Origin of the sequence: Rhizobium sp. C4 (genome assembly GCF_021026315.1) — a bacterium.
Taxonomy (GTDB): Bacteria; Pseudomonadota; Alphaproteobacteria; order Rhizobiales; family Rhizobiaceae; genus Ensifer_A.
Window position 1 is genome coordinate 204,434 of the sequence record NZ_JAJNCX010000006.1, and the last position, 23,653, is coordinate 228,086.

The window sequence follows — 23,653 nt, forward strand, 5'->3', positions numbered from 1 at the left end:
CGCTGTGGCCGCGGGCGATTTCGTTCGAGAATTTCTTCAATGTGTGCGTCATGGGGCTGCGTATACCCGCTGCCCGCGAAATTGGCAAGAGGTTGATCAAATTTTTCGCTTGATGCCTTTTCCGAGGGCATAAACAGCAATCCCCGCCAACAATCCCCAGAAGGCACCCGAGACGCCGGCAAAGCTCTGGCCTGATGCCGTGACCATGAAGGTGACGGCGGCGGCGTCGCGGGTGTCGGGGTCCTTGAAGGCTGCACTGGCGGAGGCCGAGAAGGCGCCGAACAGCGCCAGACCCGCAACCGCCTCAATGAGGATCGGCTGCGCCTGCGCCACAAACCAGGTGATGAGGCCGGTAAACAGACCGAAGATCACGTAGAAGATCCCCGCCATGATCGCCGCCCAGTAACGCCGGCGCGGTTCGGGATGCGCATCCGGTCCGGCGCACATGGAGGCGGTGATCGCCGCAAGGCAGACGCCGTGCCCGCCAAAGGGTGCGGCAAGGATCGAGAGCACGCCCGTTCCCGCCAGAAGCGGCCCCGCCGGCGGCTCGAACCCGTTGACCTTGAGCACGGTAATGCCCGGAATATTCTGCGACGCCATGGTGACGAAAAAGAGCGGCACGGCAATCGAGATCATCGACTGCCAGCTGAAGCCCGGCGTGACCCATTCAAACGGCAGGCTCGCCGCCGGCAGGCTCGAAAATGCACCGACGGGGAACTGATAGACCGTGATTGCCGCAAAGGCGACAAGCGCTGCCGGCACGGCCATCAGCCGGTTCCACGCACCCGCAATCGCCCAGGCGGCAAAGATGATAAGGCCGGCCGCCGGAAACGCAGCCACGGCCTTCACCGGCGCAAAGCAGAGTTCCATCAGCACGCCGGCCAGCATGGCGCTCGCCACAGCCTGCGGGATCTTCGTCACCGCATTGCCGACCGGCCGCACCAGACCTGCAATCACCACCAGAACATTGGCCGCCAGAAACGCCCCGACCGCCACGCCAAACCCGCCGGCAATCGCCCCGGTCCCGGCCAGCAGCGCCGCCCCCGGCGTCGACCAGGCCACAGACACCGGCATCCGCGTCCACACCGAAAGGATGATGCCAAGAATACCCATCGCCACCGACAACGCCGCCAGCCCCGAAGCCGCCTGCCCCGCCGTCGCCCCAACCGCCGTCAGCCCGTGCAGGATAACGGCAAACGAACTGGCAAAACCGACAAAAGCGGCAAGCAGCCCCATGGTGAAAGCCTGCGAGGAGAAGTCTTTAAGCATGGTGCGACCGGGCGTTGAACTGTAAGAGAAGGGACAAAGACCAGAGCCGGCAGGGCTTGGCAAGGTTGAGTTGGCCGCAAAACGGTGATCGGCGGTGGAAAAATGAGCGCACTCGCGCGCACAGGCGCTTGCCGCCTCCCCCTCTGGCTGCCGCCATCTCGCCCACAAGGGGGGAGACGGATAGAAGCGCCGTCGCCGCCAATCTCGACGTCAGAAGCTGCCGAACACGGCTTCGGTCCCTACCGGCACAACCGCTCAGAGACAGGAAACCGGCGCAGCAAAGTCTCCCTCCCCCTTGTGGGGAGGGTGGAGAGGGTGGGGAGGGGTTTTCTTGCCGCGATTTACGAAAAGTGGCGACTACTCCACCCCAAGCGCCTCGGCCGTGATCCAGAACACCGAATCCGGCGCATTCTCGGTCTCGATCCACAGAAACTCAAGATGCGGAAACTCGGCTTCGAGAATATCGCGGCCCGAGCCGATTTCGCAGAGCAGCCCGCCACCGGGGTTCAGGTGCTTGGGCGCCTCCGCCAGAATGACCCGCACGAGATCAAGGCCGTCCTCGCCGCCCGTATGCGCCATTTCCGGCTCCGCCTGATATTCCGGCGGATAGGCCGCGAAGGTCTCGGCGTCGACATAGGGCGGGTTGGTGATGATGAGGTCGTAGGTGCGGCCTTCAAGCGGCTCGAACAGATCGCCGTGATGCAGCTCCACCTGATCTTCGACGTCATGCTCGTCGATATTGATCTTGGCGACTTCCAGCGCGTCTTCCGAAAGATCAACCGCATCGACGGAGGCAAAGGGGAAGAACTTGGCGGCGAGCACGGCAAGGCAGCCGGAGCCCGTGCAGATATCGACCGCACTTTCAACCAGCGACGGTTCCGGCAGGAAGGAAGACCCCTCCTCGCTGCCATATTCGGTGAAGAGGATTTCGCCGATATGCGAGCGCGGCACGATCACGCGCTCATCGACATGGAAGCGCACGCCCTGGATATAGGACCGGCCCGTGAGATAGGCGGACGGCTTGCGGCTCGTCACGCGCTCCTCGATCCGCTCGGCCAGCAGCCGGCGCTCGTCGGGCAGAAGCCGGGCATCGAGAAACGGATCAAGCACGTCGATCGGCAGATCGAGCGAATCGAGCAGCAGAAACGCCGCATCGTCCGCCGCCGTCGTCGTGCCGTGGCCATAGCTGAGGTCGGCCGCGTTGAAACGCGAGATCGCATAGCGCCAATAGTCGCGGAGCGTCACGAGGTCGCGGGTGATGTCATCGAGATTCTGCATGGTCTTTGATCCAGCCGGCTTGGCGATAAGGTGGTTCAGGCTTTATGTGAGCACTAAAGGCGGGTCAACAGTCCGCAATTGCGCAAACTAACCAGCTATTGTGAAGAACGTGATGCGAAAGCCCTCCGACAGAAAGCCGCCTGCCCCGCGCCGTGTGCCCGCATCCCACGGCGATGGCGGCAAGCGCGTCACCGTGGCCCGCGCGCTGTCCAAGCTCGGCTTCTGCTCGCGCACGCAGGCGGAAGCGCTGGTGCTGGCCGGCCGCGTCACGGTCGATGGCAGGAAGGCGACGCAGCTGGAAACCTGGGTGGACCTCGCAACGACGAAGATCGCTGTGGATGGCAAGCCGGTCGCGGCGGAAGCCTTCGTCTATTACATGCTGAACAAGCCGCGCGGGCTGGTGACGACGCGCCACGACCCCGAGGGCCGGCCGACCGTCTATGATTGCCTGAAACATCTCGACCACGCCCACCTCTCCCCCGTGGGGCGGTTGGACAAGGCGAGCGAAGGCCTGCTGCTCTTCACCAATGACACGGAATTCGCCCAAGCGCTTCTCGATCCCGAAACGCATGTGCCGAAGACCTATCACGTACAGATCGACCGCCTCGCAGCACCCGAAAAGCTCGCGAGCTTCATCACCGGCGTCGAGCATGACGGCGACCGGCTGCAGGCCCGCCGCGCCGAAGTCCTGCGTCAGGGCGACAGGAACGCCTGGCTGGATATCGAACTCGATGAAGGCAAGAACCGCCAGATCCGCCGCATGCTGGAAACCCTCGACATCGAGGTTCTGCGGCTGGTGCGCGTCGCCATCGGCGATCTGCCGCTGGGCGATCTCGGCAAGGGCGAAGTCCGCGCGCTCACCGGCGAAGAGGTGCAGATGCTGCGCGATGCGATCGCACGGAAACAGAAAAGGCCCCGCGCCGGTTAAAGCGCGAGGCCCTTGATCAGGTCATTCAAACCAGTCAGCCGACTTCGGCCTGGCTGGTGATGATCTTGGAAACGAGACCATAGGTCTTGGCTTCTTCAGCCGAGAGCCAGTAGTCGCGATCCGTGTCCTTGGCGATCTTTTCGACCGGCTGGCCGGTGGCCGCCGCGAAGATCTTGTTCAGGCGCTCGTTCATCTTGATGATTTCACGAGCCTGGATTTCGATATCCGAAGCCATGCCGCGCGTGCCGCCCGACGGTTGGTGCAGCAGGAAGCGCGTGTTCGGCAGGCAAAGGCGCTGTTCCTTCGGCACCGACACATAGATCAGCGCACCGGCGGAAGCGACCCAACCCGTGCCGATGATCCAGACCTTCGGCTTGATGAACTTGATCATGTCGTGGATCGAGTCACCCGATTCGACATGGCCACCCGGCGAATTCACGAAGATCTTGATGTCTTCGTCACCGGCAGCGGCCAGCGCAACGAGCTGCGCGCAGACGCGCTGAGCGAGTTCCTGCGTGATACCGCCATAGATGAAGATGGATCGCGACTTGAATAGATTCGCCTCCGCGTCCTTGCCAAGCGGCTTTTCTGTCTTCTTGTCGTCGTCTTCTTCTTCGTTCATGGGCACCATCCTGTCCTAAACTGATTCACCCACAGGTAATCGCTTCGCAGTTTGAAGACAATGCCCGAGTGGGAGAAAGCGCAGTCGCACAGGCTGAATGGTAAATGAGTTGGCATATCGGGGCAGAACCGGCATCTTCGAACTCAACCGATCGAAATGGACCGCCGGAAACAAAATGCAGTCGGCAGGATTGCTGCCATCGCAAAGATTACACACATTTAATTCACCGCCGCCTCGAAACTTTCATATCCCGATCCTAAGTCAGTCATGACGCGATGCTTCGCCAACAGATAAAGGAACCGATCATGTCGCCCGAGGAACGTCAGTTACTCAATGAACTTTTTGCCCGCGTCGGTCAGGCCGCCTCAACGCCCCGCGACCCGGAAGCCGAGGCGCTGATCCGCGACGAACTGGCCCGTCATCCCTATGCCGCCTATTATCTGGCCCAGGCCGTCATCCTTCAGGAAAAGGGTCTGGAAGCCTCGGCTGCCCGCATCGGCCAGCTCGAAGCGCAGGTGAAGGACCTGCAGCAGGGCGCGACCGCCCAGCAGGGCCAACAGGGCGGCTTCCTCTCCGGCCTTTCCTCCCTCTTTGGTGGCAACGCGCAAGGTCAGGGCACGCAGTCCCAGCAGCCGCCTGCCGGCCCCTGGGGCCGCTCCGGCCCGCAGGCCCCTGCCTATGACGGCGGCTATACCCGTGGCGCCGCGCCGCAGCCGGGCCCATGGTCGCAACCCGCCCAGCCCTCCTATGCCGCCCCCCAGCAGCCCTCGCGCGGCGGCGGGTTTCTTGCCGGCGCCATGACGACGGCGGCCGGCGTGGCCGGTGGCATGCTGATGGCGGACGCCGTGCGCTCGCTGTTTGCCCCGCATTTCGGCGCGGGCGGCCTGTTTGGCGCTGGCGGCGTCGCCGGTGCGCCGGTGGTCGAGGAAACGGTGGTCAACAACTTCTTCGACAATGGCAACCAGCCGGGCCAGTCAAATGATTGGCAGAACGGCAATAACGGTGCCGAACAGTCGGCCCTTGCCGACATGAGCAACGCCACGCAGAACACCGATGGCTTCGACAACGCCGACTATGACGACGCAAGCTTCGACGACGGCGGTTACGACGACAGCAATTATGCCTGATAGCGCGAGCAATTCCAGCGAAAGCGGAAACCGGTTTCACGTCCGGAATTGCATAAAAACAAAGACATGGAGCATTTTCGCGCTTCCATGAAACGCGGAAATGCGCGTGCGGGGGCGGTCAGACCGCCCTCGCCCTCAACCCCGGCCACGATAGGTCGGCACGCCCTGGTCCGGCAGCCAGACGCCCTTCGGTGGCTCGCCGGTCTGCCAGAAGACATCGATCGGGATGCCGCCGCGCGGATACCAGTAGGCCCCGATCCGCAGCCATTCCGGCTCAAGCAAGTCGATGATGCGCCGTGCGATATAGACCGAGCAGTCCTCGTGGAACGCACCGTGATTGCGGAAGGCGAAGAGGAAGAGCTTCAGCGATTTCGATTCCACCAGCCATTTGCCCGGCACGTAATCAATCACGATATGGGCGAAATCCGGCTGGCCGGTCATCGGGCAGAGCGAGGTGAATTCGGGCGCGGTGAAGCGCACGACATATTTCGTCCCCTCATTCCCGTTCGGCACGCGCTCCAGCACGGCCGTTTCCGGCGTAGTCGGCGCTTCGACATGTGCGCCCAGCTGTGTCAGGCCCGAAACATCGGTCTTGCTCATCTCTCTCGTCCTTTTCTCTCAGGCCCGCTTCTTCAGCGACTTGTGCGCGGCGATATTCACGCGCACGCCATGCGGCGTCTCGCCCTCGGGCTCGACATGAATAGCAATGCTTGCGCCGGAAATCACCTTGTGCAGCGCGTTTTCGATCCGGTCACAGATATCATGCGCCTGCCCGACCGCCATGCTTTCCGGCACCACCAGATGGAAATCGATGAAGACGGCGGGGCCGGCACGGCGGTTGCGCAAATCATGCACGCCGAGCGACCCGGCCGCATTTTCGGCAATCGCCTTCTTGATCGCCGCATCCTCTTCCTCGGTGACGGCACGGTCGAGCAAGCCGTTGACCGACTGCGAGATGACCTTCCAGCCTTCGAAGAGAATGTTGATCGCCACGCCGATGGCCATCAGCGGATCGAGAATGGCGTAGCCGGTCAGCGTCGCTGCGACCAGACCGATAATGACACCACCTGATGTGACCACATCCGACAGCACATGGCGTCCATCGGCCTTCAGCGCCGGCGAATGATGCTGCGTGCCGACCTTGATCAGCAGCCAGGCCCAGGCGGCGTTGATGACGGCAGCCACGCCGTTGATCGCCATGCCGAGCAGAGGCGCATCCATCGGCTCGGGCTTGGAAAGGTGGCCGGCCGCCTCCCAGACGATCAGGATCGCCGCGACAACGATCAGCATACCCTCGACCACCGCCGAGAGATATTCCGCCTTGTGATGGCCGAACTGGTGATCGTCATCCGCCGGCTTCTGCGCATAGCTGATGACGCCATAGGCGATCGCTGCGGCAATCACGTTGACGGTCGATTCCAGCGCGTCAGAGAGAAGCGCGACAGACCCCGTCACATACCAGGCAAGCGCCTTCAGCCCCATGACGAAAAGGGAAAGCGGTATGCCCCAGAAAGCAATGCGACGGATCAGCTTAGATGTCTCGGCATCCATGGCTTCGCCCTTTCAATGATGTGTTGAATTGGCTGCGGCATATCCGGCCACGCCCCAAAGCGCAAGGAAAAATCCGCCTGGACACAGAAATTTCCTTTTATTCTCCGCGACTTAGCCTATGCTATACTTCCACAGCACAAGCTATATTCCAACGCCGTGACGCACATTTGATACATGTCAACGAGCCTGCAATTGAGCCGGGTAAACTGCTATGAGAGCAAAAAGGAACGAAGCTGAGGATGCGCCGATGGCCGAGCTGGACACGATCCGCAAGGAACTGGAAACGCTGCTGAAAGAGGTGAAAAGCCTGCAGGCGGAGGCGGCGAAACCCGCAAGCCCCGAAGTAGATGCTGCAGCCGGGCCTGCGCCAGCAGACACGCCCGCCGAAGACGCCTCGGATGCCATCGCCGAATTGCAGAAATATCTCACCTCCAAAGCCGGCGAGGCGGAGGAAGTGCTCGAAGATCACCCCCTTGTCGCACTCGCTGCCGCCTTCGTTCTCGGCCTCGTGGCGGGCGCGATTGCCTTCAGATAGGATTTCCCATCATGCGTATCGATAGTCTCATCCAGTCGCTGAAAGTTCTGATCCGCGTCGATTCCGTCATTGCCGACCTGACCTTCCGGGCGCGCATGTCGCAGATCGCGTTCCTGACCGTCGCCCTCGTCGTCGGTGCCTTCGGCCTGATCATGCTCGGCGTTGCCGGCTATGAATTCCTGAAAGTGCTGTGGGGACCGGTTCTGGCGGCACTGACCATTGCCGGCGCAAGCTTCGTGCTGACGATCCTGCTGGTGCTGATCGCCGGCAGCCGCAAGCCGGGCAAGGAATTGCAGCTGGCCCAGGAACTCCACGCCACCGCACTCGACGCCCTGATCACCGAAGCGAAGTCGGCGACGGGCGACATCACGCTCGCCGGCAACCTGCTGCGCGGCCGTTTCGACACATCGCTGCTCGGACTGATCGGCCCATTGGCCACGCTGCTGCTGCGCGCCCTGAAGCGCAAGTCAGCCAGCACGGCGGAGAAGTGATCCCCGCCGCGCAAGAGCCGTGATCAGCTCGGATTTTCAAGGCTGAAGGTCCGGGCATGACCGTCATAGCTGAACAGCTCGGCATAACGGCCCCAGGAAATGACGGCCGACATGGTTTCTTCCGCCATGTCCTCCGACAGATAATCCTCCAGCTCCTCGCAGAAGCGGGCATAGGGCGCTGCATGCGTCGGCCGCTCGTCCAGCACGCGCTTGATCAGCGCGGCCAGCGGGACATAGCTGACGAGATGTTCGGCGAAGAGACGCTTGCGCGTATCGACATCGCTGTGAACGAAATGCTGGCCCACCTCGGTCAGGCGCACATCACCCTCCTCCAGCTCGGCAAAACGCAGCAGTTGCAGCGTCTCGGCGATCGGGAAGAGTTCGTCCACCTCCATCTGCAATTCGCCGGCAATGTCCGGCAGGTCGGCCACGCCATGATAGGGCTCGGCCGCCAGCGCTTCCATGAGGCCGGAGAGAAGGTTGGTCGAAATGCGCGGCAGCGCCATGCCGACGCCCGTGCCGGCAAAGCCCTCATGCGCCCGCTTCTCGACCTTTTCCACCGGCCCGCGCTGCGTCATGCGCGCATAGATGTCATCGACCAGCGCCCTGAATTGCGGGTCCAGTCGATTGCGCGGATGCATCAGTTCGACCTTGATCTCGGCGGCCACCCGACCCGGATTGGACGAGAAGATCATGATGCGGTCGCACATCAGCACCGCCTCTTCGATGTTGTGCGTGACCATGAGGATGGACTTGGCCGGCAGGCGGCCTTCGATCCAGAGGTCGATAATGTCGGTGCGCAGCGTTTCGGCCGTCAGCACGTCGAGCGCCGAGAAAGGCTCATCCATCAGCATCAGGCGCGGATGAACGACCAGCGCCCGGGCAAAGCCGACGCGCTGGCGCATCCCGCCGGAAAGCTCCTTCGGATAGGCATTCTCGAACCCGTCGAGACCGATAAGGTCGATGGCCTGCAGGGCGCGCTGGCGGCGCTCGGCAGACGCAACGCCCTGCGCCTCCAGCCCGATCTCCACGTTTTCGAGAACCGTCAGCCAGGGGAAGAGCGCAAAGCTCTGGAACACCATGGACAGGCCTTCGCATGGACCGACAACCGGCTTGCCGCACCATTGCACCTTGCCGGCAGACGCCGGGATGAGGCCGGAAATGATGCGCAGCAAGGTCGACTTGCCCGAGCCGGAGCGGCCGAGCAGCCCGACGATCTCGCCCTCGCGGATCGTGACCGAGACATCGTCGAGCACGACGAGATCGGGATTGTCGCCCTTGTGATAGACCTGCCGCATGCCCTGCACATCGACGAGGACCGGGTGTTCTGCGAGATTGGTTGCGCGGTTGAATTCAACGTTGGACATAGCGCCCTCCTTTCGGAGCAGTTCCCGTGAGACCGGCCTTGCGGTTTTCAATTCGGGACTGCTGACAAAACAAAAGATCGAGGAGACCCGGCGTCTGCGCCGGGGCGTTTCTAGTTCATACGCAGCCGGCTGCCGGCAAACGCATAGAGCGGACGCCAGAGCAGGCGGTTGAAGAGGATGACATAGGCCGACATCACGGCGATGCCGAGCACGATGCGCGGATAGTCTGCGGCCGTCGTCGCATTGGCGATATAGGAACCGAGCCCGACCGCCGTCAGCTTCGTGTCGCCCCAGTTGGCGACCTCCGCCACGATGGAGGCGTTCCAGGAGCCGCCGCTCGCCGTGATCGACCCTGTCACGTAATAGGGGAAGATGCCCGGCAGGATCACCTTCTTCCACCAGCTCCAGCCACGGATGTGGAAGATGGAGCTCGCCTCGCGCATGTCGTTGGGAAACGCGCTGGCGCCAGCAATCACGTTGAACAGGATGTACCACTGCGTTCCGAAGACCATGAGCGGCGACAGCCAGATATTCGGATCGGCCTTGAAATGGACGATCAAGACGACTGCGAAGGGGAAGATGATGTTCGCCGGAAACGCAGCGAGGAACTGCGCCAGCGGCTGAACCCGTTCCGCTACCTTCGGGCGCAACCCGATCCAGACCCCGATCGGCACCCAGATCACGGTCGCAATCGCCATCAGCACGACGACGCGCAGCATGGTGAGGAACCCGAGCCAGACGACGTTGAGGATTTCAGGCCCCGTCAGTTCGGTGGCCACGAAGGACCAGATGAGCCACAGCGCATAGACGGCTGCTGCCGCAACCGCGACCACCCAGAGCCGGTCCACCCAGACGCTGCGCCAAACCGTCAGGGCCGCGCGCGGTGCCGCCACCGGCAGGGCCATGCGCTGCCGGGGAAGTGCCGAGACGAAACGGGTCAGCGGCAGGAAGATCCTGCCGAACATGCGGGCACGGCGCACCATGTCGAGCAGCCAGGAGCGCGGAGCCTCGCCGCCGGCCGAAAGCTCGACACGGAACTTGTCGCTCCAGGCCACCAGCGGGCGGAACAGCAGCTGGTCGTAGATCAGGATGATCGCCAGCATGACGCCGACGGCCCAGCCGATCGCGGCGAAATTCTTGTCCTGAATGGCCAGCGCCGTATAGGAGCCGATGCCCGGCAGCGTGATCGTCGTGTTGCCGACCGAAATCGCCTCGGAGGCCACCACGAAGAACCAGCCACCCGACATGGACATCATCGTGTTCCAGACGAGACCCGGCATGGAGAAGGGAACCTCCAGCCGCCAGAAGCGCTGCCAGCCGGTGAGCCGGAACGACCGCGAGGCCTCCTCAAGGTCAGCCGGAACCGTCTTCAGCGACTGATAGAAGCTGAAGGTCATGTTCCAGGCCTGGCTGGTGAAGATCGCGAAGATCGAGGCCAGTTCGACGCCTATTACCTTGCCCGGAAACAGCGCCATGAAGCCGGTGACGGTGAAGGAGAGAAACCCCAGCACCGGCACGGATTGCAGGATGTCGAGAACGGGGATCAGCACGAGCCCTGCCCGCCGGCTTTTTGCAGCCAGCGTGCCATAGGCGAAGGTGAAGACCAGCGAGGCGACAATGGCCGCCAGCATGCGCAGCACGGTGCGCAGCGCATATTCGGGCAGGTTCGCAGGGTCGAGCGAAATCGGCGCCGACGACAGCGCCTCGATGGGCGCCAGCGTTTCATGCCCGCCGCGAATGAAGAGAACGAAGGTTGCAAACAGCAGGCCGAAGGCGGCGGCATCCCAGACATTGGGAATTCGCGACGCCTTGCGACCGGCCTCGAGAGCCGGATGATGCAAGGTCATGGTCAATGATCCGAATAATGATGATGCGACGTCACGGGGCCCGAGAGCATGATCCGACCGAAATCCGAGGATCGGTTGGATCATACATCAAGCAGAAGGGTTGGGAGCGCCGATCTGAAGCCTCAGATCGAAACGCGCTCAAAACGGCCCCGGCGAAAGAACCCGCTCAACGCGGGTCAGCGACTTATTCGGTCGATGGACTCGTCGTGATATCTGGCGGGCTGAAGGATGCGAAAAACAAGCGTCATGGCGCTCACCCTTGCCTGAGGGCTCCTGCTTCCGTGCAGGCTGCCTGGTCATGGATATGTCTTGCTATTCAAAACGATGAGGCGCTCCGGCGATGCCCGCCTTGGCAGGCCGGAAGCACGGCTATATTGCGCTGCACACCGTCATAGTCAACCCACGGAACGGGCTGGCGAATTAATTTTTCGTAACCTTCGCAAGCAACTGAAATTGCTTATATTTTAACAAAAATCCGAAGCAATGGGCGCTATGATCCGCAAACGCAGGTCTCCCGACGGAGGCATGCGGAACAATCCGGACAAATCCCTATGCCGGCTCTTGCCCGAAGCAATCCGCCAGAAACGCCGCAACGGCCTCGATCGCCGGCTGCCCCCGCTGGTCCTCATGCCAGCAAAGCCAGATCTGGCGCTCGTAGAAAACCTTGTCGGGATGCGCATCGACAAGGCCAAACCTGCGGGCGAGAATTTCCGGCATGGCCAGCACCCCAGCACCAGCCGCCACCGAGGCGGCCTGTATGTTCAGGTCATTGCTGCGCAGGGCAATGGCAAAGGCAGGCCCGACAAGCGACTTCAACCAGGTCTCATGCGGCAGAAGACCCTCGCTTTTGTCGAAGAAAACATAGCGGTAGGCCTCAAACGGTGTTTGCGCCAGATAGTCCGGGCTCGCCAGAAACCTGTAGCGCAAGGTGCCGACCTGCCGACGGATCAGCGTCGGATCGTTGGGCATGGAAAGCCGCACCGAAACATCCGCCTCGCGTCGTGTGATCGACACGGCCTGCACATCGCCGCGGAGCGTGAGTTCGAGATCCGGATGGACTTTTAGAAACGGTCCGAGGCGCGGCGCGATCATCTCGGCGGCAATCAGACCCGGCGCGCTGATGGAGACAGGGCCGGCAATGTCCGGCCTGACGCTCGATGCCGTGCGCTCCAGCGCATAGACCTCCTCCTGCATCCGCCGGGCATGTGCAGCGATGCGAAGCCCCGCCTGCGTCATCACAGTGCGCTTCTGCCGCCGGTCGACAAGCTTGACGCCGAGCGCCTCCTCCAGCGAGGCGATGCGCCGCGCCACGGTAACGTGATCGACGCCCAGCCGCTTGGCCGCCGCCGCCAGCGACCCCTTCTCTTCCAGAAGGACAAGGAACTTCAGGTCATCCCAGTTCAACATGTTCATTTATTCACATAAAATGAGAGAATTATCCGAATTTCGCACATGATCGCGCGGAGGTATAGAGGGGCTGTCATTCAAACCTACCCCGGAGACAAACATGCAAACCGCAGTTTCCAAGCGTGGCCGCGTCAGAAAGCTGCCACATCACGCCGCCCACATCGTTTCCCCGATGATCCTCTCCCTCATGATGTCGGGGCTCGTGTCCGCCGCCGCGACATTCAGTGCCGTCGGCTTTGCCCCGGATCTCGGCGCCCGCGCGCTCGGCGCGTGGATGCTCACCTATCCAATCGCCTTTCCGGCAGCCATCGTCGCAGTACCGATCGTGCGCCGCATCGTCTCGCTGATCGTCGAGGCCCCGCCGGCGAAAAGGGAAGCCTGAACGCAAAATGGCGGCACCATCGGGCGCCGCCATTGCATGCAAAGCCTTGATGGCGAGGGCTTACGCCGCCTTCACCTTGGCGCGCTTCGCCAGATGCGCCACCACATTCTCGATCATCCGCATGCCGGCATCCTGGCCGAGCGTCATGATGCTTTCCGGGTGGAACTGCACGGCGGCGACGGGTTCCTTGGCGTGTTCGATCCCCATGATCGTGCCATCCTCGCTTTCGGCCGTGATGATGAAATCACGGTCGAGCGTGGCGGGATCGGCGAAGATCGAATGGTAGCGGCCAACGGTGACTTCCTTGGCAAGACCTGAGAACACCGTGCCGGCTTCCAGCACGCGCACGCGCGACGGCTTGCCATGCATCGGGATCGCCAGCTGCCGCAGCTCGCCGCCATAGGCTTCGGCCAGCGCCTGAAGGCCGAGGCAGACGCCGAAGATCGGCAGCTTGCGCGTCCGCGCCTTCTTGATCGTCGTCTCGCAGTCGAAATCCTTCGGGCTGCCGGGACCGGGCGAAAGCACCAAGAGGTCCGGATTGACCGTATCGAACACTTCATCCGCCACCGGCGAACGAACGGTGGTCACGGTCGCCCCCGTCTGGCGGAAATAGTTCGCCAGCGTGTGAACGAATGAGTCCTCATGGTCGACCAGCAGGATCTTCACGCCGACGCCCACCTTGGCGACGTCGCGGCCAGCCTTGCCGGTATTGCCGGCCTTTGCATCGCGAATGGCTGCAATCATGGCGGATGCCTTCAGTTCGGTTTCGGCTTCTTCCTCTTCCGGGATGGAGTCGTTGAGCAGTGTTGCCCCTGCCCTGACTTCCGCAATGCCGTCCTTGATGCGCACGGTGCGCAGCGTCAGGCCGGTATTCATGTCGCCATTGAAGCCGACCATGCCGATCGCGCCGCCATACCAGGCGCGCGGGCTCTTCTCATGGGCCTCGATGAAACGCATCGCCCAGAGCTTCGGCGCGCCGGTCACAGTCACGGCCCAGGCATGCGACAGGAAGCCGTCAAACGCGTCCATATCCTCGCGCAGACGCCCCTCGATATGGTCCACCGTGTGGATGAGGCGCGAATACATCTCGATCTGGCGACGGCCGATGACCTTGACCGAGCCCGGCTCGCACACACGGCTCTTGTCGTTGCGGTCAACGTCCGAGCACATGGTAAGCTCAGACTCGTCCTTCTTGGAATTCAGCAGCTTCAGGATCTGCTCTGAGTCTGCAATCGCATCCTCGCCGCGCCGGATCGTGCCGGAAATCGGGCAGGTCTCGATGCGCCGGCCCGTGACGCGCACGAACATTTCCGGCGATGCGCCGACCAGATATTCCTGGTTTCCGAGATTGATGAAGAAGGAATAGGGCGACGGATTGATTTCCTTCAGCCGCCGCGAAATCTGCGAGGGCTTCGAGTCGCAGCGCTCCATGAACTTCTGCCCCGGCACGACCTCGAACAGGTCGCCACGGCGGAAGCTTTCCTTGGCCTTCGTCACCAGCTTGGCATATTCGCCCGGATGATGATCGCCGCGCGCCGGGATCGTATCGGTCGGCTGGAAAGGCTCGGCCGGAATGTCCCACGGCTTGCCCTTGGTCGTCGCGCCGTCCTTCTCGAAGTCGTAGCGATCAACCCAGGCCTTGGCGGAATAATTGTCGACGACGAGGATCTCGTCGGGCAGGTAGAGCACCATGTCGCGCTGGTCGGCGGGACGCTCGAGCTTCAGGTTGATGGCATCGAACTGGAAGGCGAGATCGTAGCCGAAGGCACCATAGAGGCCGAGGCTGGAATCCTCCGCTGAATGGAAGAGATCGGTGATGGCGCGCAGCGCCGTAAACACCGTCGGGATCTTGGAGCGCTCCTCCTCGGTGAAGACGCGGCTCGGCGGCTGGATGGTGAAGTCGAGACGACGCTCGGCCTTCGCATCGATCCTGATGTCCGCAACCGTCGCCAAACGCTCGGCAATCATCTCAAGGATCACTTCGCCGCGACCGTTATAGGCCTCGATCCACATCGTGCGGCCGTTGCAGGAAATGCCGATCGGCGGGTCGGCAATCGCCGTGTCCCAGCGCGTATAGCGGCCCGGATATTCGTAGTTGGAGGACAGAACCGCGCCCCGCCGCTCATCGAGCCTGTCGATATAGCTGGAGATGGCATTGTCATAGGGCACTTCGCGACGCTTGCGGGCGATCGTGACCCCGCCCTTCGTCACATACTGCTCGGAACCATCATCCAGAACACGCGTATTCATGTCGTCCTCTTCTCCCGTTCGGCCCCAAATCCAAACGGCACATACGAAAAAAGCCGCCTGGAGTTTTCCGGGGCGGCTTCAGCGTTTGCTTGACACAACAACTGGCTACGGCCGCCTTTCAGCGAGCCCACCACCAGTTAGCAATCGTCAGAGCGTTGATCATGGCGCGATTGTTACAGCGGCACGCGCCGGCTGGCAAGGCCCGTTTTTCGACCGTCATCCGCCTCCCGGAACCAGATCTGCGGCTGCCGCGTTTAGGCTTCCAGGCTTCATCTCCATCCGCACGGAGGCTCGATGGTGCAAGGACGTTTCATTCTGCTGGCCCTTTTGCTGTCAGCCTCTCTCGCCGTCGCGGCAGAACCCGCCGCAAAGGATCTCGTGCCTGAAGACACGGTCCCGATCCCCGAAGCCAGGCCCGACACGGCGCCTGCAACGCCCCCGATCCCGCAGGAAAAGCCGGCCGGGAAGGCGGCTCCTCCGCCCGATGAGACAAAACCTGCGTCACCGGCAGACACGAAACCCACCGAGCCTGCGAAGGAGCAGACGCCGAAGGAGGAGACGAAGCCCGGACCGGACGGCAAGGACGCCCCTGCCCCCACCGAGACGAAGGCCGAGCCGCCTGAGAAGGAAGACCCGGAGGCCTATGCGGCCTGCCTCGCCGACCTGAAGCAGGCCGGTGTGGACTTCTCCGAAGCCAGGCCGATCGATGACGGCAACGGCTGCGGCATCGACAAGCCGCTGACCGTGCGCACCGTGCTGCCCGGGATCAAGCTGGAGCCCGAGGCGACGATGCGGTGCCAGACGGCGCTGGCGCTGTCGCGCTGGGCAAAGGCGTCGGTTCTGCCCGCAGCCGACATCGCCTACGGCCCGAACGCGGCGCAGATCACCGCCTTCAACCAGGCGACCAGCTACGCCTGCCGCAACCGCAACAATGCCGAAAGCGGCAAGATCTCGGAACATGCCCATGGCAACGCCATCGACATCGCAGGCTTCCGCTTTTCCGATGGCAAGACAGTCGTGATCGAGCCGCGGGAAAAGGATGCCACACTGGTCGGCGCGTTCGAACGCGCCATTACCGCTTCCGCCTGCCTGTTCTTCACCACGGTTCTCGGCCCGGGCAGCGACGCGGCGCATGAAACCCACCTTCATCTCGATTTGATAAAGCGCAAGAACGAATATCGCTACTGCTGGTGATGGCCTGCGGGCGTCGCGACATCCGTCGGGACGCCGAAGCGGCCCTCCCCGACCCCGACCACTTTAGACATCCCTAACTTTAGGGATTTCGCCAATAAAGCCGCCCTCGCGGCCCGAGTGGTTAACAGATTGCTTAGAATTTCGGTCACATCTTGCGCAACACGAAATTGCACACGGGGGTGTGCAAACACGCGGCCGTCTTTGGGGAGGCCGCTGTGCGGGGCGCGCGAGACGGCCGCAAATCTGGGGGATCGACGAGATGAACATGAGTATATCAAGGAGTCTCGTCGTCTTTGCGGCCGTCTTGACCGCCGCCTTCGTCGCCGTCATTGCGACCATGGGCTACACGCTGGAGAAGCTCCGGATCGAAGGCCCGGCCTATCGCGAGATCGTGGCCGCAAAGGATCTGGTCGCCGACATCCTGCCGCCGCCGATGTTCGTTGTGGAGGCCTATCTGCATGCGACGGAATCCATGGTGCACCCGGACATGACGGAGCGAAATCTCGAACTGATCGCAAGGCTCAAGAAGGATTTCGACACGCGCTATGCCTACTGGGCCGGCGCCGACATACCGCCGGACATCCGTAAACTGGTCACCGAAGATATCCGCACCACCAGTGAGAGTTTCTGGACAGCTATGAACGAACAGGCGATCCCGGCCCTGAAAGGCCGGAACGACGCGGCCATGGCGCCCGCGTTCGACCATCTGCGGGACGCTTTCGAAGCGCAGAAGCAAGCTGTTGGTCGGCTTGTCGCGGCATCGCGGTCCTATCTTGAAGGTCAGGAGACGTCGGCCCATCGCGACGCCATAATCTATACGTTGCTTGCCGCCTCGGTCGCAACTCTTGCCCTGGTCGCACTCTGGGCGGGTTTGTTCGTCTTCCAGCGGCGCAGCATTTCGCCGGTGCTGGCGATGTCAACCTATCTCGGGCGGCTCGCCGCGGGCGACAACGAGCAGGCGGTTCCCTTTGTCGACAGACAGGACGAGATCGGCACCATGGCCGGCGCCGTCAGCGTCCTCAGGCACGCCGCACTTGAGAAGCTGGCTCTTGAGGAAGATGGCGCCCGCCAGCGTCAGTTGACCGATCGCGAGCGCGCCGCGCTTGAGGCCGAACAGGCGCAGCATGCCGCAGACCTGACCAACGTGATTTCCCAGCTTGGCAGCGGGCTGAAGAGGCTCGCCAGGTTCAACATCGAAGCGACGCTCGACACGCCCTTCAAGGCGGAATTCGAAACGCTGCGCCACGATTTCAACGCGTCTCTGGCCGCCTTCCAGCGCGTGCTTGAAAACATTCTCGACAAGTCGCGCGAGATCGAAGGCAGCGCCCAGACGCTCGGGACGTCCGCAGACCAGCTGGCGCGGCGGACCGAACAGCAGGCCGCAGCGCTCGAAGAAACGGCCGCCGCGCTGGAGGAAATCACCACCAATGTTCGCAATGCCTCGGAGCGCACCGCCGCGACGCGTTCCCGCACCAGCGAGGCGAGAAGCAACGTCACCTCGTCGGCCGCCATCGTGCAGAACGCGATTGTCGCCATGGCGAGGATCGAGGAGGCCTCCGGACAGATCTCGCAGATCACCAGCGTGATCGACGAAATCGCCTTCCAGACCAACCTGCTGGCACTCAACGCCGGCGTCGAAGCCGCCCGCGCCGGGGAAGCCGGCAAGGGCTTCGCCGTGGTCGCCCAGGAGGTCCGTGAACTGGCCCAGCGCTCGGCCCGCGCCGCCCGCGAGATCGCCGAACTGATCGACCGCTCCAATCGGGAGGTGGCCGGCGGCGTCGGCCTTGTGCGGCAGACGGGCGATGCGCTGCTGACCATCGAGAGCCATATCACCGACATCGCCGAGGACATCGACGTGATCGCCCGCGCATCGCAGGAGCAGTCGGTCGGCCTCGTCGAGATCAACACGGCCATCAGCCAGATGGACCAGATCACGCAGCAGAACGCCGCCATGGTGGAAGAAACGACCGCGGCCACGCACGGTCTCGCCGGCGAAGTGGATGGGCTGGTTCAGCTGGTCGGACAGTTCGTCCTGAACCACGACGCCAGAAGCGCCCCGCGCCGCGCGAACGTGAAGTCCGAAGGCAGCCGGTCGGTCGCAGCTTGAATGGATGCGACCGTGATCGGCCCTGTCAGGGCTTGTTGTGGCGAACGGCGAGAAGCGACTTCGTCATCAGCATGAACTTTTCGGACTCGATCGATCCATCCGGGAAGAGATGCGCCATCTGCCGCCAGTCGAGCATGTCGGCATCTTCGGTATAGGTCATCGCCTCGTCGAGGTTCGCGGTCTTCGGATAGAAGCCCGTGCGCATCGCCATGTGAACGCGGTAGACGACCGGCCGCGGCAGCCAGTGCAGGAATGCAAAGCGCGAATGCGGATCGACCGGGAACCAGAAATTCGGCGTCTGGATGAGATAGCTCGGGGCTAGCCGGCGCGCTTCGCGGGCAAAGCCGACCTTGTTGGACCAGAGGCCCACATGCTCGATGACCGAGTTGGAAAAGACGACGTCGAAGGCATTGTCCTCGAACTCCGGCATGGAACAGGCATTGCCCACCCGTGCAATGACCGGCAGCCCGCCGGTGTCGTCCTGCCGAACCTCGGCCAGGTTCACGCAGGTGACCGTCAGGTGCTCGAAATCGAGAAGGTCGCGCCAGACCGTCCAGAAGCCCGTCGTGCCCCCCATGTCGAGAAGCCGGCAATGGCCCTTGGCCGCGACATGGTCGGCGATCATGCTGTTGAGGCGCGCCACGCGACGCTTGCGAAACACGTTGTTCTGCGAGACCGGAGAGATGTTAAACACGCGCGTACTCACTGGCTGGGGCGGATATATTCTTGAAATTGACGTGGTTCCGTCTCGAAACCCGCCATGATCTTTGGGCGAACATATCAGCCCATCTCTTTACAAAAGATGTCTCCCCAAACTTAAGAGAAATCTAAAATAGAAATGACGATGGGCTGCCTCCGGGGAGGCAGCCCATTCAACCGGTTCTCAGAGAACTCCGGACGGCCGAAACCCCGCGATCAGAACTCTTCCCAGTCCGCCGCAGCCGCTGTCGCGCCGCCACCGGTGGCGAAGGATTTCGCGACCTTGCTGGCAAGCTGGCGGGCGGGCGATGCGGCCGGGCGCGATGCATGCGTTGCGGCCTGCGGTGCGCGGCCGGGCTGAGCGCGACGCGAGGTCTGCGCGGAACCGCGGGTGCGGAAGCGCTGCAGCAGGGAGGCGAGCGCCTCGGCCTCGGTGGCAAGCGTTGCGCTCTGCGCGTTGGATTCCTCGACCATCGCCGCATTCTGCTGCGTGCCCTGGTCCATGGTATTGACGGCGGCGTTGACTTCCTTGAGGCCGGTCGCCTGTTCGCGCGCTGCGTCGACGATGGCGTTGACGTTGCGGTTGATGTCCTGCACCTGCACCACGATATCGGCAAGAGCCGTGCCGGTGCGTCCGACGAGCGCCACGCCCTGCTTGACCTGATCGCTCGACTTGGTGATCAGCGACTTGATTTCCTTGGCGGCATTGGCCGAGCGTTGCGCCAGTTCGCGAACTTCCGTGGCAACGACCGCGAAGCCCTTGCCCGCATCGCCGGCGCGCGCGGCTTCAACGCCGGCATTGAGCGCCAGAAGGTTGGTCTGGAAGGCGATCTCGTCGATGACGCCGATGATGTTGGCGATCTGGCCGGAGGAGTTCTCGATGGCGCTCATGGCCTCGATGGCTTCCTTGACGACTTCGCCGGAGCGCTCCGCATTCTCGCGGGTCCGGGCAACCAGGTTGCCTGCCTCTTCGGCGCGGCGGGAAGAGTCGGCTACCGTCGTGGTGATCTCTTCGAGGGCTGCAGCCGTCTCTTCGATCGAGGCCGCCTGCTGTTCGGTCCGCTTGGAGAGCGAATCTGCCGCCGAGCGCACTTCTTCGGCGCTGGCAGAAATGTTGTTGGCGTTGCTGCCAATGGAATTGATCGCCGCTTCGAGCTGCGTCACGGAATCGTTGAAGTCGTGGCGCAGGCGCTCAAGGTTCTGCGGGAACGGCGTGTCGATATGCTGGTCGAGATTGCCGGCCGCCAGTTCCTTCAGCCCGTCGCCGAGCGTGTTGACCGCATTCACGCGATCGGTCACATCGGTCGCGAACTTCACGACCTTAATGACCTTGCCCTTCTCGTCCAGGATCGGATTGTAGGACGCCTGCAGGAACACCGGCTTGCCGTTCTTGGCATAGCGCACGAATTCGTCGGCGCGGAACTTGCCGTCGCGCATGTCGCGCCAAAAGTCCTGATAGGCCGAGCTTCCCGCATATTCCTTGTCGACGAACATGCTGTGATGCTTGCCGACGATTTCCTGAAGCGAATACCCCATCGACTTCAGGAAGTTCTCGTTCGCAGTCAGGATCTGGCCTTCGGGCGTGAAGCTGATGACGGCCTGCACGCGCGAGATGGCTTCCATCTGGTTGCGGTAGTCGTTGTTCTGCAGGCGCTCCTTGGCATTGGCCCACTCGACCACGAAACCCTCCGACTTCCCGCCGTTCATCAGGGGCGTGACAAGCAAGTCGAACGCATGTCCGCCGACCCGGATGGTGGCGCTGTGCGGCTTGGTCAGCTTGGACAGCATGTCGCGCTGGTAGCTGGGATTCTTGTGAAAGACGTCGATATTGCTGCCGAGCAGCGTCTCCATCGAAAACCGCGGCAGTTCCGCCTTGAGTTCGCCTTCCACCTCGCTGAGCAGGCCTTTGACCGCCGTGTTCATGTAGGTGATTCTCAAGTCTGCGTCGGCGATCATGACATTCGCGCGCAACGTATCGATCGCGCGCATCTTTGCGCTCGACAAGCCAGATTTCATTCCAAACATTGGTAGCCCCTCATGCCCCCGACGGCAAAAACGACCGTCATTCATGAAGATTCTTGCACCCATTCATTAATGACTTCTGAACTCTTTCGACCGGTTCGGTCCCCTACCGTACAAACTCGCTAGTTTTGGGGATACGCCTGCGCCACAACGGGCCATTTGGATTTCCAGCCTTCCCGAATTTCCTCAAAAACCGCAGAATTGATGTTCAATTTGGAGACAGTTCATTCTGTCAATCGCAATATTCGCCCGAAGACATGTCTCAAAAGTAGCACGTCCCGGCGCAGGCCGCCGTTGCACCGCACAAGAGCGTGAACTATCTATGGGTTAGACCCGCAGGTGGCCACCGGCCCCGTAATATGCGGCGGGAAGGGGCGAAACCGATGCTTGATCCGATCATCACGTTTTTCGAAACGATTTTCCTGGCGATCGGGCGGTTCTTCGGCCGGATCGCAGCGGCAATCGCATGGCCCTTCCTCGTCATCGCGAACTGGTTCCGCAACAGGCACTGGATGGTTCAGGCCCCCATTGGCCTGGCACTGGCGCTGCTGATCGGTCTTTACGGCTATTTCGTATGGCAGACGCAGGCCTGGACGAATTTCAACCCGAGCTTCGTCGATGCCTATAAATATCCGGCCAGGGAAGCCCCCGCGGGAGCGACCCTGACGGCCAAGGCCGACGGGTCTCCGCTCACGTGCCAGCCTTCGGCGATTGCCGAAACCACGATCGCCCTGACGGATTTCAACGTCAACCAGAATGCCTGGATCTCCTCGATGATCCTCTACAAGCTGGGCTTCTTTGGCGTTGACTGGGACCACACGCCATTCCTCGACAACAAGGCGAACTTTCAGCGTGGCGTGAACGAGGCCGTGCGCCGCGCGACCGTCGAACTGGTCGACACGCTCGGCCGCATGCGCGGCACGTCCGGCATCAACAACAACCTTCAGAACGCCCGCTCGAAGATGCAGTATGGCGAGGAAAACTGGTACTGGAGCTTCGACCCGTTCGGACCGCTGACACCGACGCCCAAACAGTACCGCTCGGCCATCAAGGATCTGGCCAACTACAACACCGAACTTGCCAACTGCTCGGCAACCTTCGACGCGCGCGCAGACAACCTGCGGGAATTCCTCGATCGCATCGCAAGCTCGCTCGGCTCGACATCCGACATCCTGCGCGAGCGCTCCGAAAACCATGGCGGCGGCTGGTTCGACACGCGCGCCGACGACCGCTTCTGGTTCGCCTTCGGCCAGCTCTACGGCTACAACGCCATTCTTGCCGGCACCCGCGCCGACTTCGCCAATGTCATCAAGGAGCGCAATCTCGGCCCGCTCTGGGACCGGCTGCATGGCCAGTTCAAGTCCGCGCTGAAGATCCAGCCGGCCATCATCTCGAATGGTGCGGAAGACGGCTGGATCATGCCGACGCATCTCGCCACGATGGGTTTCTACGTCCTGCGCGTCCGCTCCAACATCCAGGAAATCCGCGACGTTCTCGACCGCTGATGCGGACTACCCTGGCCGCCGCCGGCCTTGCGGCCGGGGGCTCCGAATGGATCAGCCGTCGGCGGGGACTTCGTGGCCGATGCCGATGATCTCGCCGCAATCCTTGTCACGGGCGCGGTAGCGGCCGACCAGGCGAACATACTTGTAGTCCTCCGCCTCGCTGCTGCGCACGCGCAGCACGATCTGCGCCGATCCCTTCTCGCGGGAAATGGTTTCCAGCAGTTCCAGCACGAAGGGCGCGTCCTCGGGGTGCATGGCCGCGCGAACGGCGGCCACATTCACCGGTCCCGCCTGCTCGGGCAGACCGAACAGCCTGGAAATCGGCGGAGAGAAGAACACGAGGCCACTTTCAAGGTCGGAACGCCAAAGACCGATGGACATGTGCTTCTGCAGGAGACGCAGGACATCCGCATCGCTCATGTGGAGGTATCCCGGCAGGGGACCTGGCGAAAAACCGGTATTCATTTCATAAAAGAGATTCACGTCGCGACGCCTCAATCGAGAATGCTGGATCTTTTGCTTTGAATTCAGGCGCGCGCCCTGATAGCGCGATGCCGGTGCACAGGCTCACTCGGCCGCCTGATCCTGCGCGCTTTCGGTGACCGCGATTTGCCGCAAGGGCTTGAAACACTCGAACGTCACGCCGATCAGGCCAGGCTTGCCATCGTCTTCCTGCTTGTATTGGCCGATCGAGATGAAATCTCGTGGCGGCCCGTCATCAACGGACATCGGGTGGCGCACGCTGGAAAAGCCCTTGGCATCCATGGCCCGCGCGAGATTTGCGCGCGCCATCGCACTCTTGGCCTCGCTCATCTTGCCCTGGAAGGACCGGTTACCGTCCTTCTCGACAATTTCGGTCATGTGTTCGAGACCACGGAAATTCCCGAAAATTCGAAAATCCGCGCCGTCGAAGTGCCAGCAATTGATCAACAACCATTCCGAAAAACACGCGACAATGTCGCGCTCGGACATTCCAATCACCGCCGCGTCGCGCATCAACTGCTCGAACGCAACGTCATTTTCTTCATGCATGGATCGGCCCCCGCCTCTTCCCAAAGCGCCTGAACAGTCG

At 62.2% G+C, this 23,653-nt stretch carries 21 protein-coding genes; 8 read left to right on the forward strand and 13 right to left on the reverse strand.

Annotated elements, in window-relative coordinates; translation table 11 throughout:
* Positions 1-96: 96 nt before the first annotated feature.
* A complete protein-coding gene (locus tag LQK84_RS12975) occupies positions 97-1,269 on the reverse strand; it encodes a benzoate/H(+) symporter BenE family transporter (RefSeq protein ID WP_230829149.1) in 1,173 nt (390 codons plus the stop codon).
* 357 nt (positions 1,270-1,626) lie between these two features.
* Complete coding sequence (gene prmB / locus LQK84_RS12980; protein ID WP_230829150.1) at positions 1,627-2,547, reverse strand: 50S ribosomal protein L3 N(5)-glutamine methyltransferase; 921 nt, start codon at positions 2,545-2,547, stop codon at positions 1,627-1,629.
* A gap of 112 nt (positions 2,548-2,659) precedes the next feature.
* Between prmB and LQK84_RS12985 the strand changes: the two genes are divergently transcribed.
* Positions 2,660-3,475 carry a pseudouridine synthase gene (locus LQK84_RS12985; RefSeq protein WP_230829151.1) on the forward strand — a complete coding sequence of 272 codons (816 nt, stop codon included), beginning with the start codon at positions 2,660-2,662 and terminating at the stop codon, positions 3,473-3,475.
* A 34-nt stretch (positions 3,476-3,509) separates the two neighbouring features.
* Here the strand turns inward: LQK84_RS12985 and LQK84_RS12990 are convergent, their stop codons facing one another.
* Positions 3,510-4,097, reverse strand: coding sequence for an ATP-dependent Clp protease proteolytic subunit (locus LQK84_RS12990; RefSeq protein WP_230829152.1), 588 nt, complete (start codon positions 4,095-4,097; stop codon positions 3,510-3,512).
* Positions 4,098-4,402: 305 nt separating this feature from the next.
* Here LQK84_RS12990 and LQK84_RS12995 point away from each other — a divergent pair, with 305 nt between their 5' ends.
* Positions 4,403-5,224, forward strand: coding sequence for a DUF2076 domain-containing protein (locus LQK84_RS12995; protein ID WP_230829153.1), 822 nt, complete (start codon positions 4,403-4,405; stop codon positions 5,222-5,224).
* 135 nt (positions 5,225-5,359) lie between these two features.
* Here LQK84_RS12995 and queF read toward each other — a convergent pair whose 3' ends face one another.
* Both queF and LQK84_RS13005 read right to left on the reverse strand, forming a co-directional pair.
* Positions 5,360-5,824 (reverse strand): preQ(1) synthase, encoded by a 465-nt coding sequence (queF, locus tag LQK84_RS13000; RefSeq protein ID WP_230829154.1) that lies wholly within the window; start codon positions 5,822-5,824, stop codon positions 5,360-5,362.
* Positions 5,825-5,842: 18 nt separating this feature from the next.
* Entirely contained in the window at positions 5,843-6,775 is a 933-nt protein-coding gene (locus LQK84_RS13005) for a cation diffusion facilitator family transporter (RefSeq protein ID WP_230829155.1), read from the reverse strand.
* 247 nt (positions 6,776-7,022) lie between these two features.
* On the opposite strand from LQK84_RS13005, the gene LQK84_RS13010 reads away from it, so the two are divergent.
* Complete coding sequence (locus tag LQK84_RS13010; protein ID WP_230829156.1) at positions 7,023-7,310, forward strand: hypothetical protein; 288 nt, start codon at positions 7,023-7,025, stop codon at positions 7,308-7,310.
* An 11-nt stretch (positions 7,311-7,321) separates the two neighbouring features.
* On the forward strand, positions 7,322-7,801 hold the full coding sequence (locus tag LQK84_RS13015) for a hypothetical protein (protein WP_230829157.1): 480 nt from the start codon (positions 7,322-7,324) through the stop codon (positions 7,799-7,801).
* 23 nt (positions 7,802-7,824) lie between these two features.
* On the opposite strand, the gene LQK84_RS13020 is transcribed toward LQK84_RS13015, so the two are convergent.
* The 3 genes from LQK84_RS13020 to LQK84_RS13030 all read right to left on the reverse strand — a co-directional run bounded on the left by LQK84_RS13020 (position 7,825) and on the right by LQK84_RS13030 (position 12,422).
* Positions 7,825-9,168, reverse strand: a complete 1,344-nt coding sequence (locus LQK84_RS13020) for an ABC transporter ATP-binding protein (protein WP_230829158.1) — start codon at positions 9,166-9,168, stop codon at positions 7,825-7,827.
* 110 nt (positions 9,169-9,278) lie between these two features.
* Positions 9,279-11,015: an ABC transporter permease gene (locus LQK84_RS13025; protein ID WP_230829159.1), complete on the reverse strand. Its 1,737-nt coding sequence runs from the start codon at positions 11,013-11,015 to the stop codon at positions 9,279-9,281.
* Positions 11,016-11,564: 549 nt separating this feature from the next.
* Positions 11,565-12,422, reverse strand: a complete 858-nt coding sequence (locus tag LQK84_RS13030) for a LysR family transcriptional regulator (protein WP_230829160.1) — start codon at positions 12,420-12,422, stop codon at positions 11,565-11,567.
* A gap of 100 nt (positions 12,423-12,522) precedes the next feature.
* On the opposite strand from LQK84_RS13030, the gene LQK84_RS13035 reads away from it, so the two are divergent.
* Positions 12,523-12,804 (forward strand): DUF2798 domain-containing protein, encoded by a 282-nt coding sequence (locus LQK84_RS13035; RefSeq protein WP_230829161.1) that lies wholly within the window; start codon positions 12,523-12,525, stop codon positions 12,802-12,804.
* A gap of 60 nt (positions 12,805-12,864) precedes the next feature.
* Here the strand turns inward: LQK84_RS13035 and LQK84_RS13040 are convergent, their stop codons facing one another.
* On the reverse strand, positions 12,865-15,054 hold the full coding sequence (locus LQK84_RS13040) for an anthranilate synthase (RefSeq protein ID WP_230829162.1): 2,190 nt from the start codon (positions 15,052-15,054) through the stop codon (positions 12,865-12,867).
* 294 nt (positions 15,055-15,348) lie between these two features.
* On the opposite strand from LQK84_RS13040, the gene LQK84_RS13045 reads away from it, so the two are divergent.
* Entirely contained in the window at positions 15,349-16,248 is a 900-nt protein-coding gene (locus LQK84_RS13045; RefSeq protein ID WP_230829163.1) for an extensin-like domain-containing protein, read from the forward strand.
* 265 nt (positions 16,249-16,513) lie between these two features.
* Positions 16,514-18,355, forward strand: a complete 1,842-nt coding sequence (locus LQK84_RS13050) for a methyl-accepting chemotaxis protein (protein WP_230829164.1) — start codon at positions 16,514-16,516, stop codon at positions 18,353-18,355.
* 25 nt (positions 18,356-18,380) lie between these two features.
* On the opposite strand, the gene LQK84_RS13055 is transcribed toward LQK84_RS13050, so the two are convergent.
* Complete coding sequence (locus LQK84_RS13055; protein WP_230829165.1) at positions 18,381-19,049, reverse strand: methyltransferase domain-containing protein; 669 nt, start codon at positions 19,047-19,049, stop codon at positions 18,381-18,383.
* A 221-nt stretch (positions 19,050-19,270) separates the two neighbouring features.
* Positions 19,271-21,043 (reverse strand): methyl-accepting chemotaxis protein, encoded by a 1,773-nt coding sequence (locus tag LQK84_RS13060; protein WP_230829166.1) that lies wholly within the window; start codon positions 21,041-21,043, stop codon positions 19,271-19,273.
* A gap of 416 nt (positions 21,044-21,459) precedes the next feature.
* Here LQK84_RS13060 and LQK84_RS13065 point away from each other — a divergent pair, with 416 nt between their 5' ends.
* Positions 21,460-22,581, forward strand: coding sequence for a DUF2333 family protein (locus LQK84_RS13065; protein WP_230829167.1), 1,122 nt, complete (start codon positions 21,460-21,462; stop codon positions 22,579-22,581).
* 51 nt (positions 22,582-22,632) lie between these two features.
* Here LQK84_RS13065 and LQK84_RS13070 read toward each other — a convergent pair whose 3' ends face one another.
* Together LQK84_RS13070 and LQK84_RS13075 are read right to left on the reverse strand one after the other, a co-directional pair.
* The gene (locus LQK84_RS13070) at positions 22,633-23,001 is read right to left on the reverse strand and encodes a PAS domain-containing protein (protein WP_230829168.1); all 369 of its coding nucleotides are present in this window, start codon (positions 22,999-23,001) and stop codon (positions 22,633-22,635) included.
* A gap of 147 nt (positions 23,002-23,148) precedes the next feature.
* Positions 23,149-23,613, reverse strand: a complete 465-nt coding sequence (locus LQK84_RS13075; RefSeq protein ID WP_230829169.1) for a hypothetical protein — start codon at positions 23,611-23,613, stop codon at positions 23,149-23,151.
* Positions 23,614-23,653: the final 40 nt, after the last annotated feature.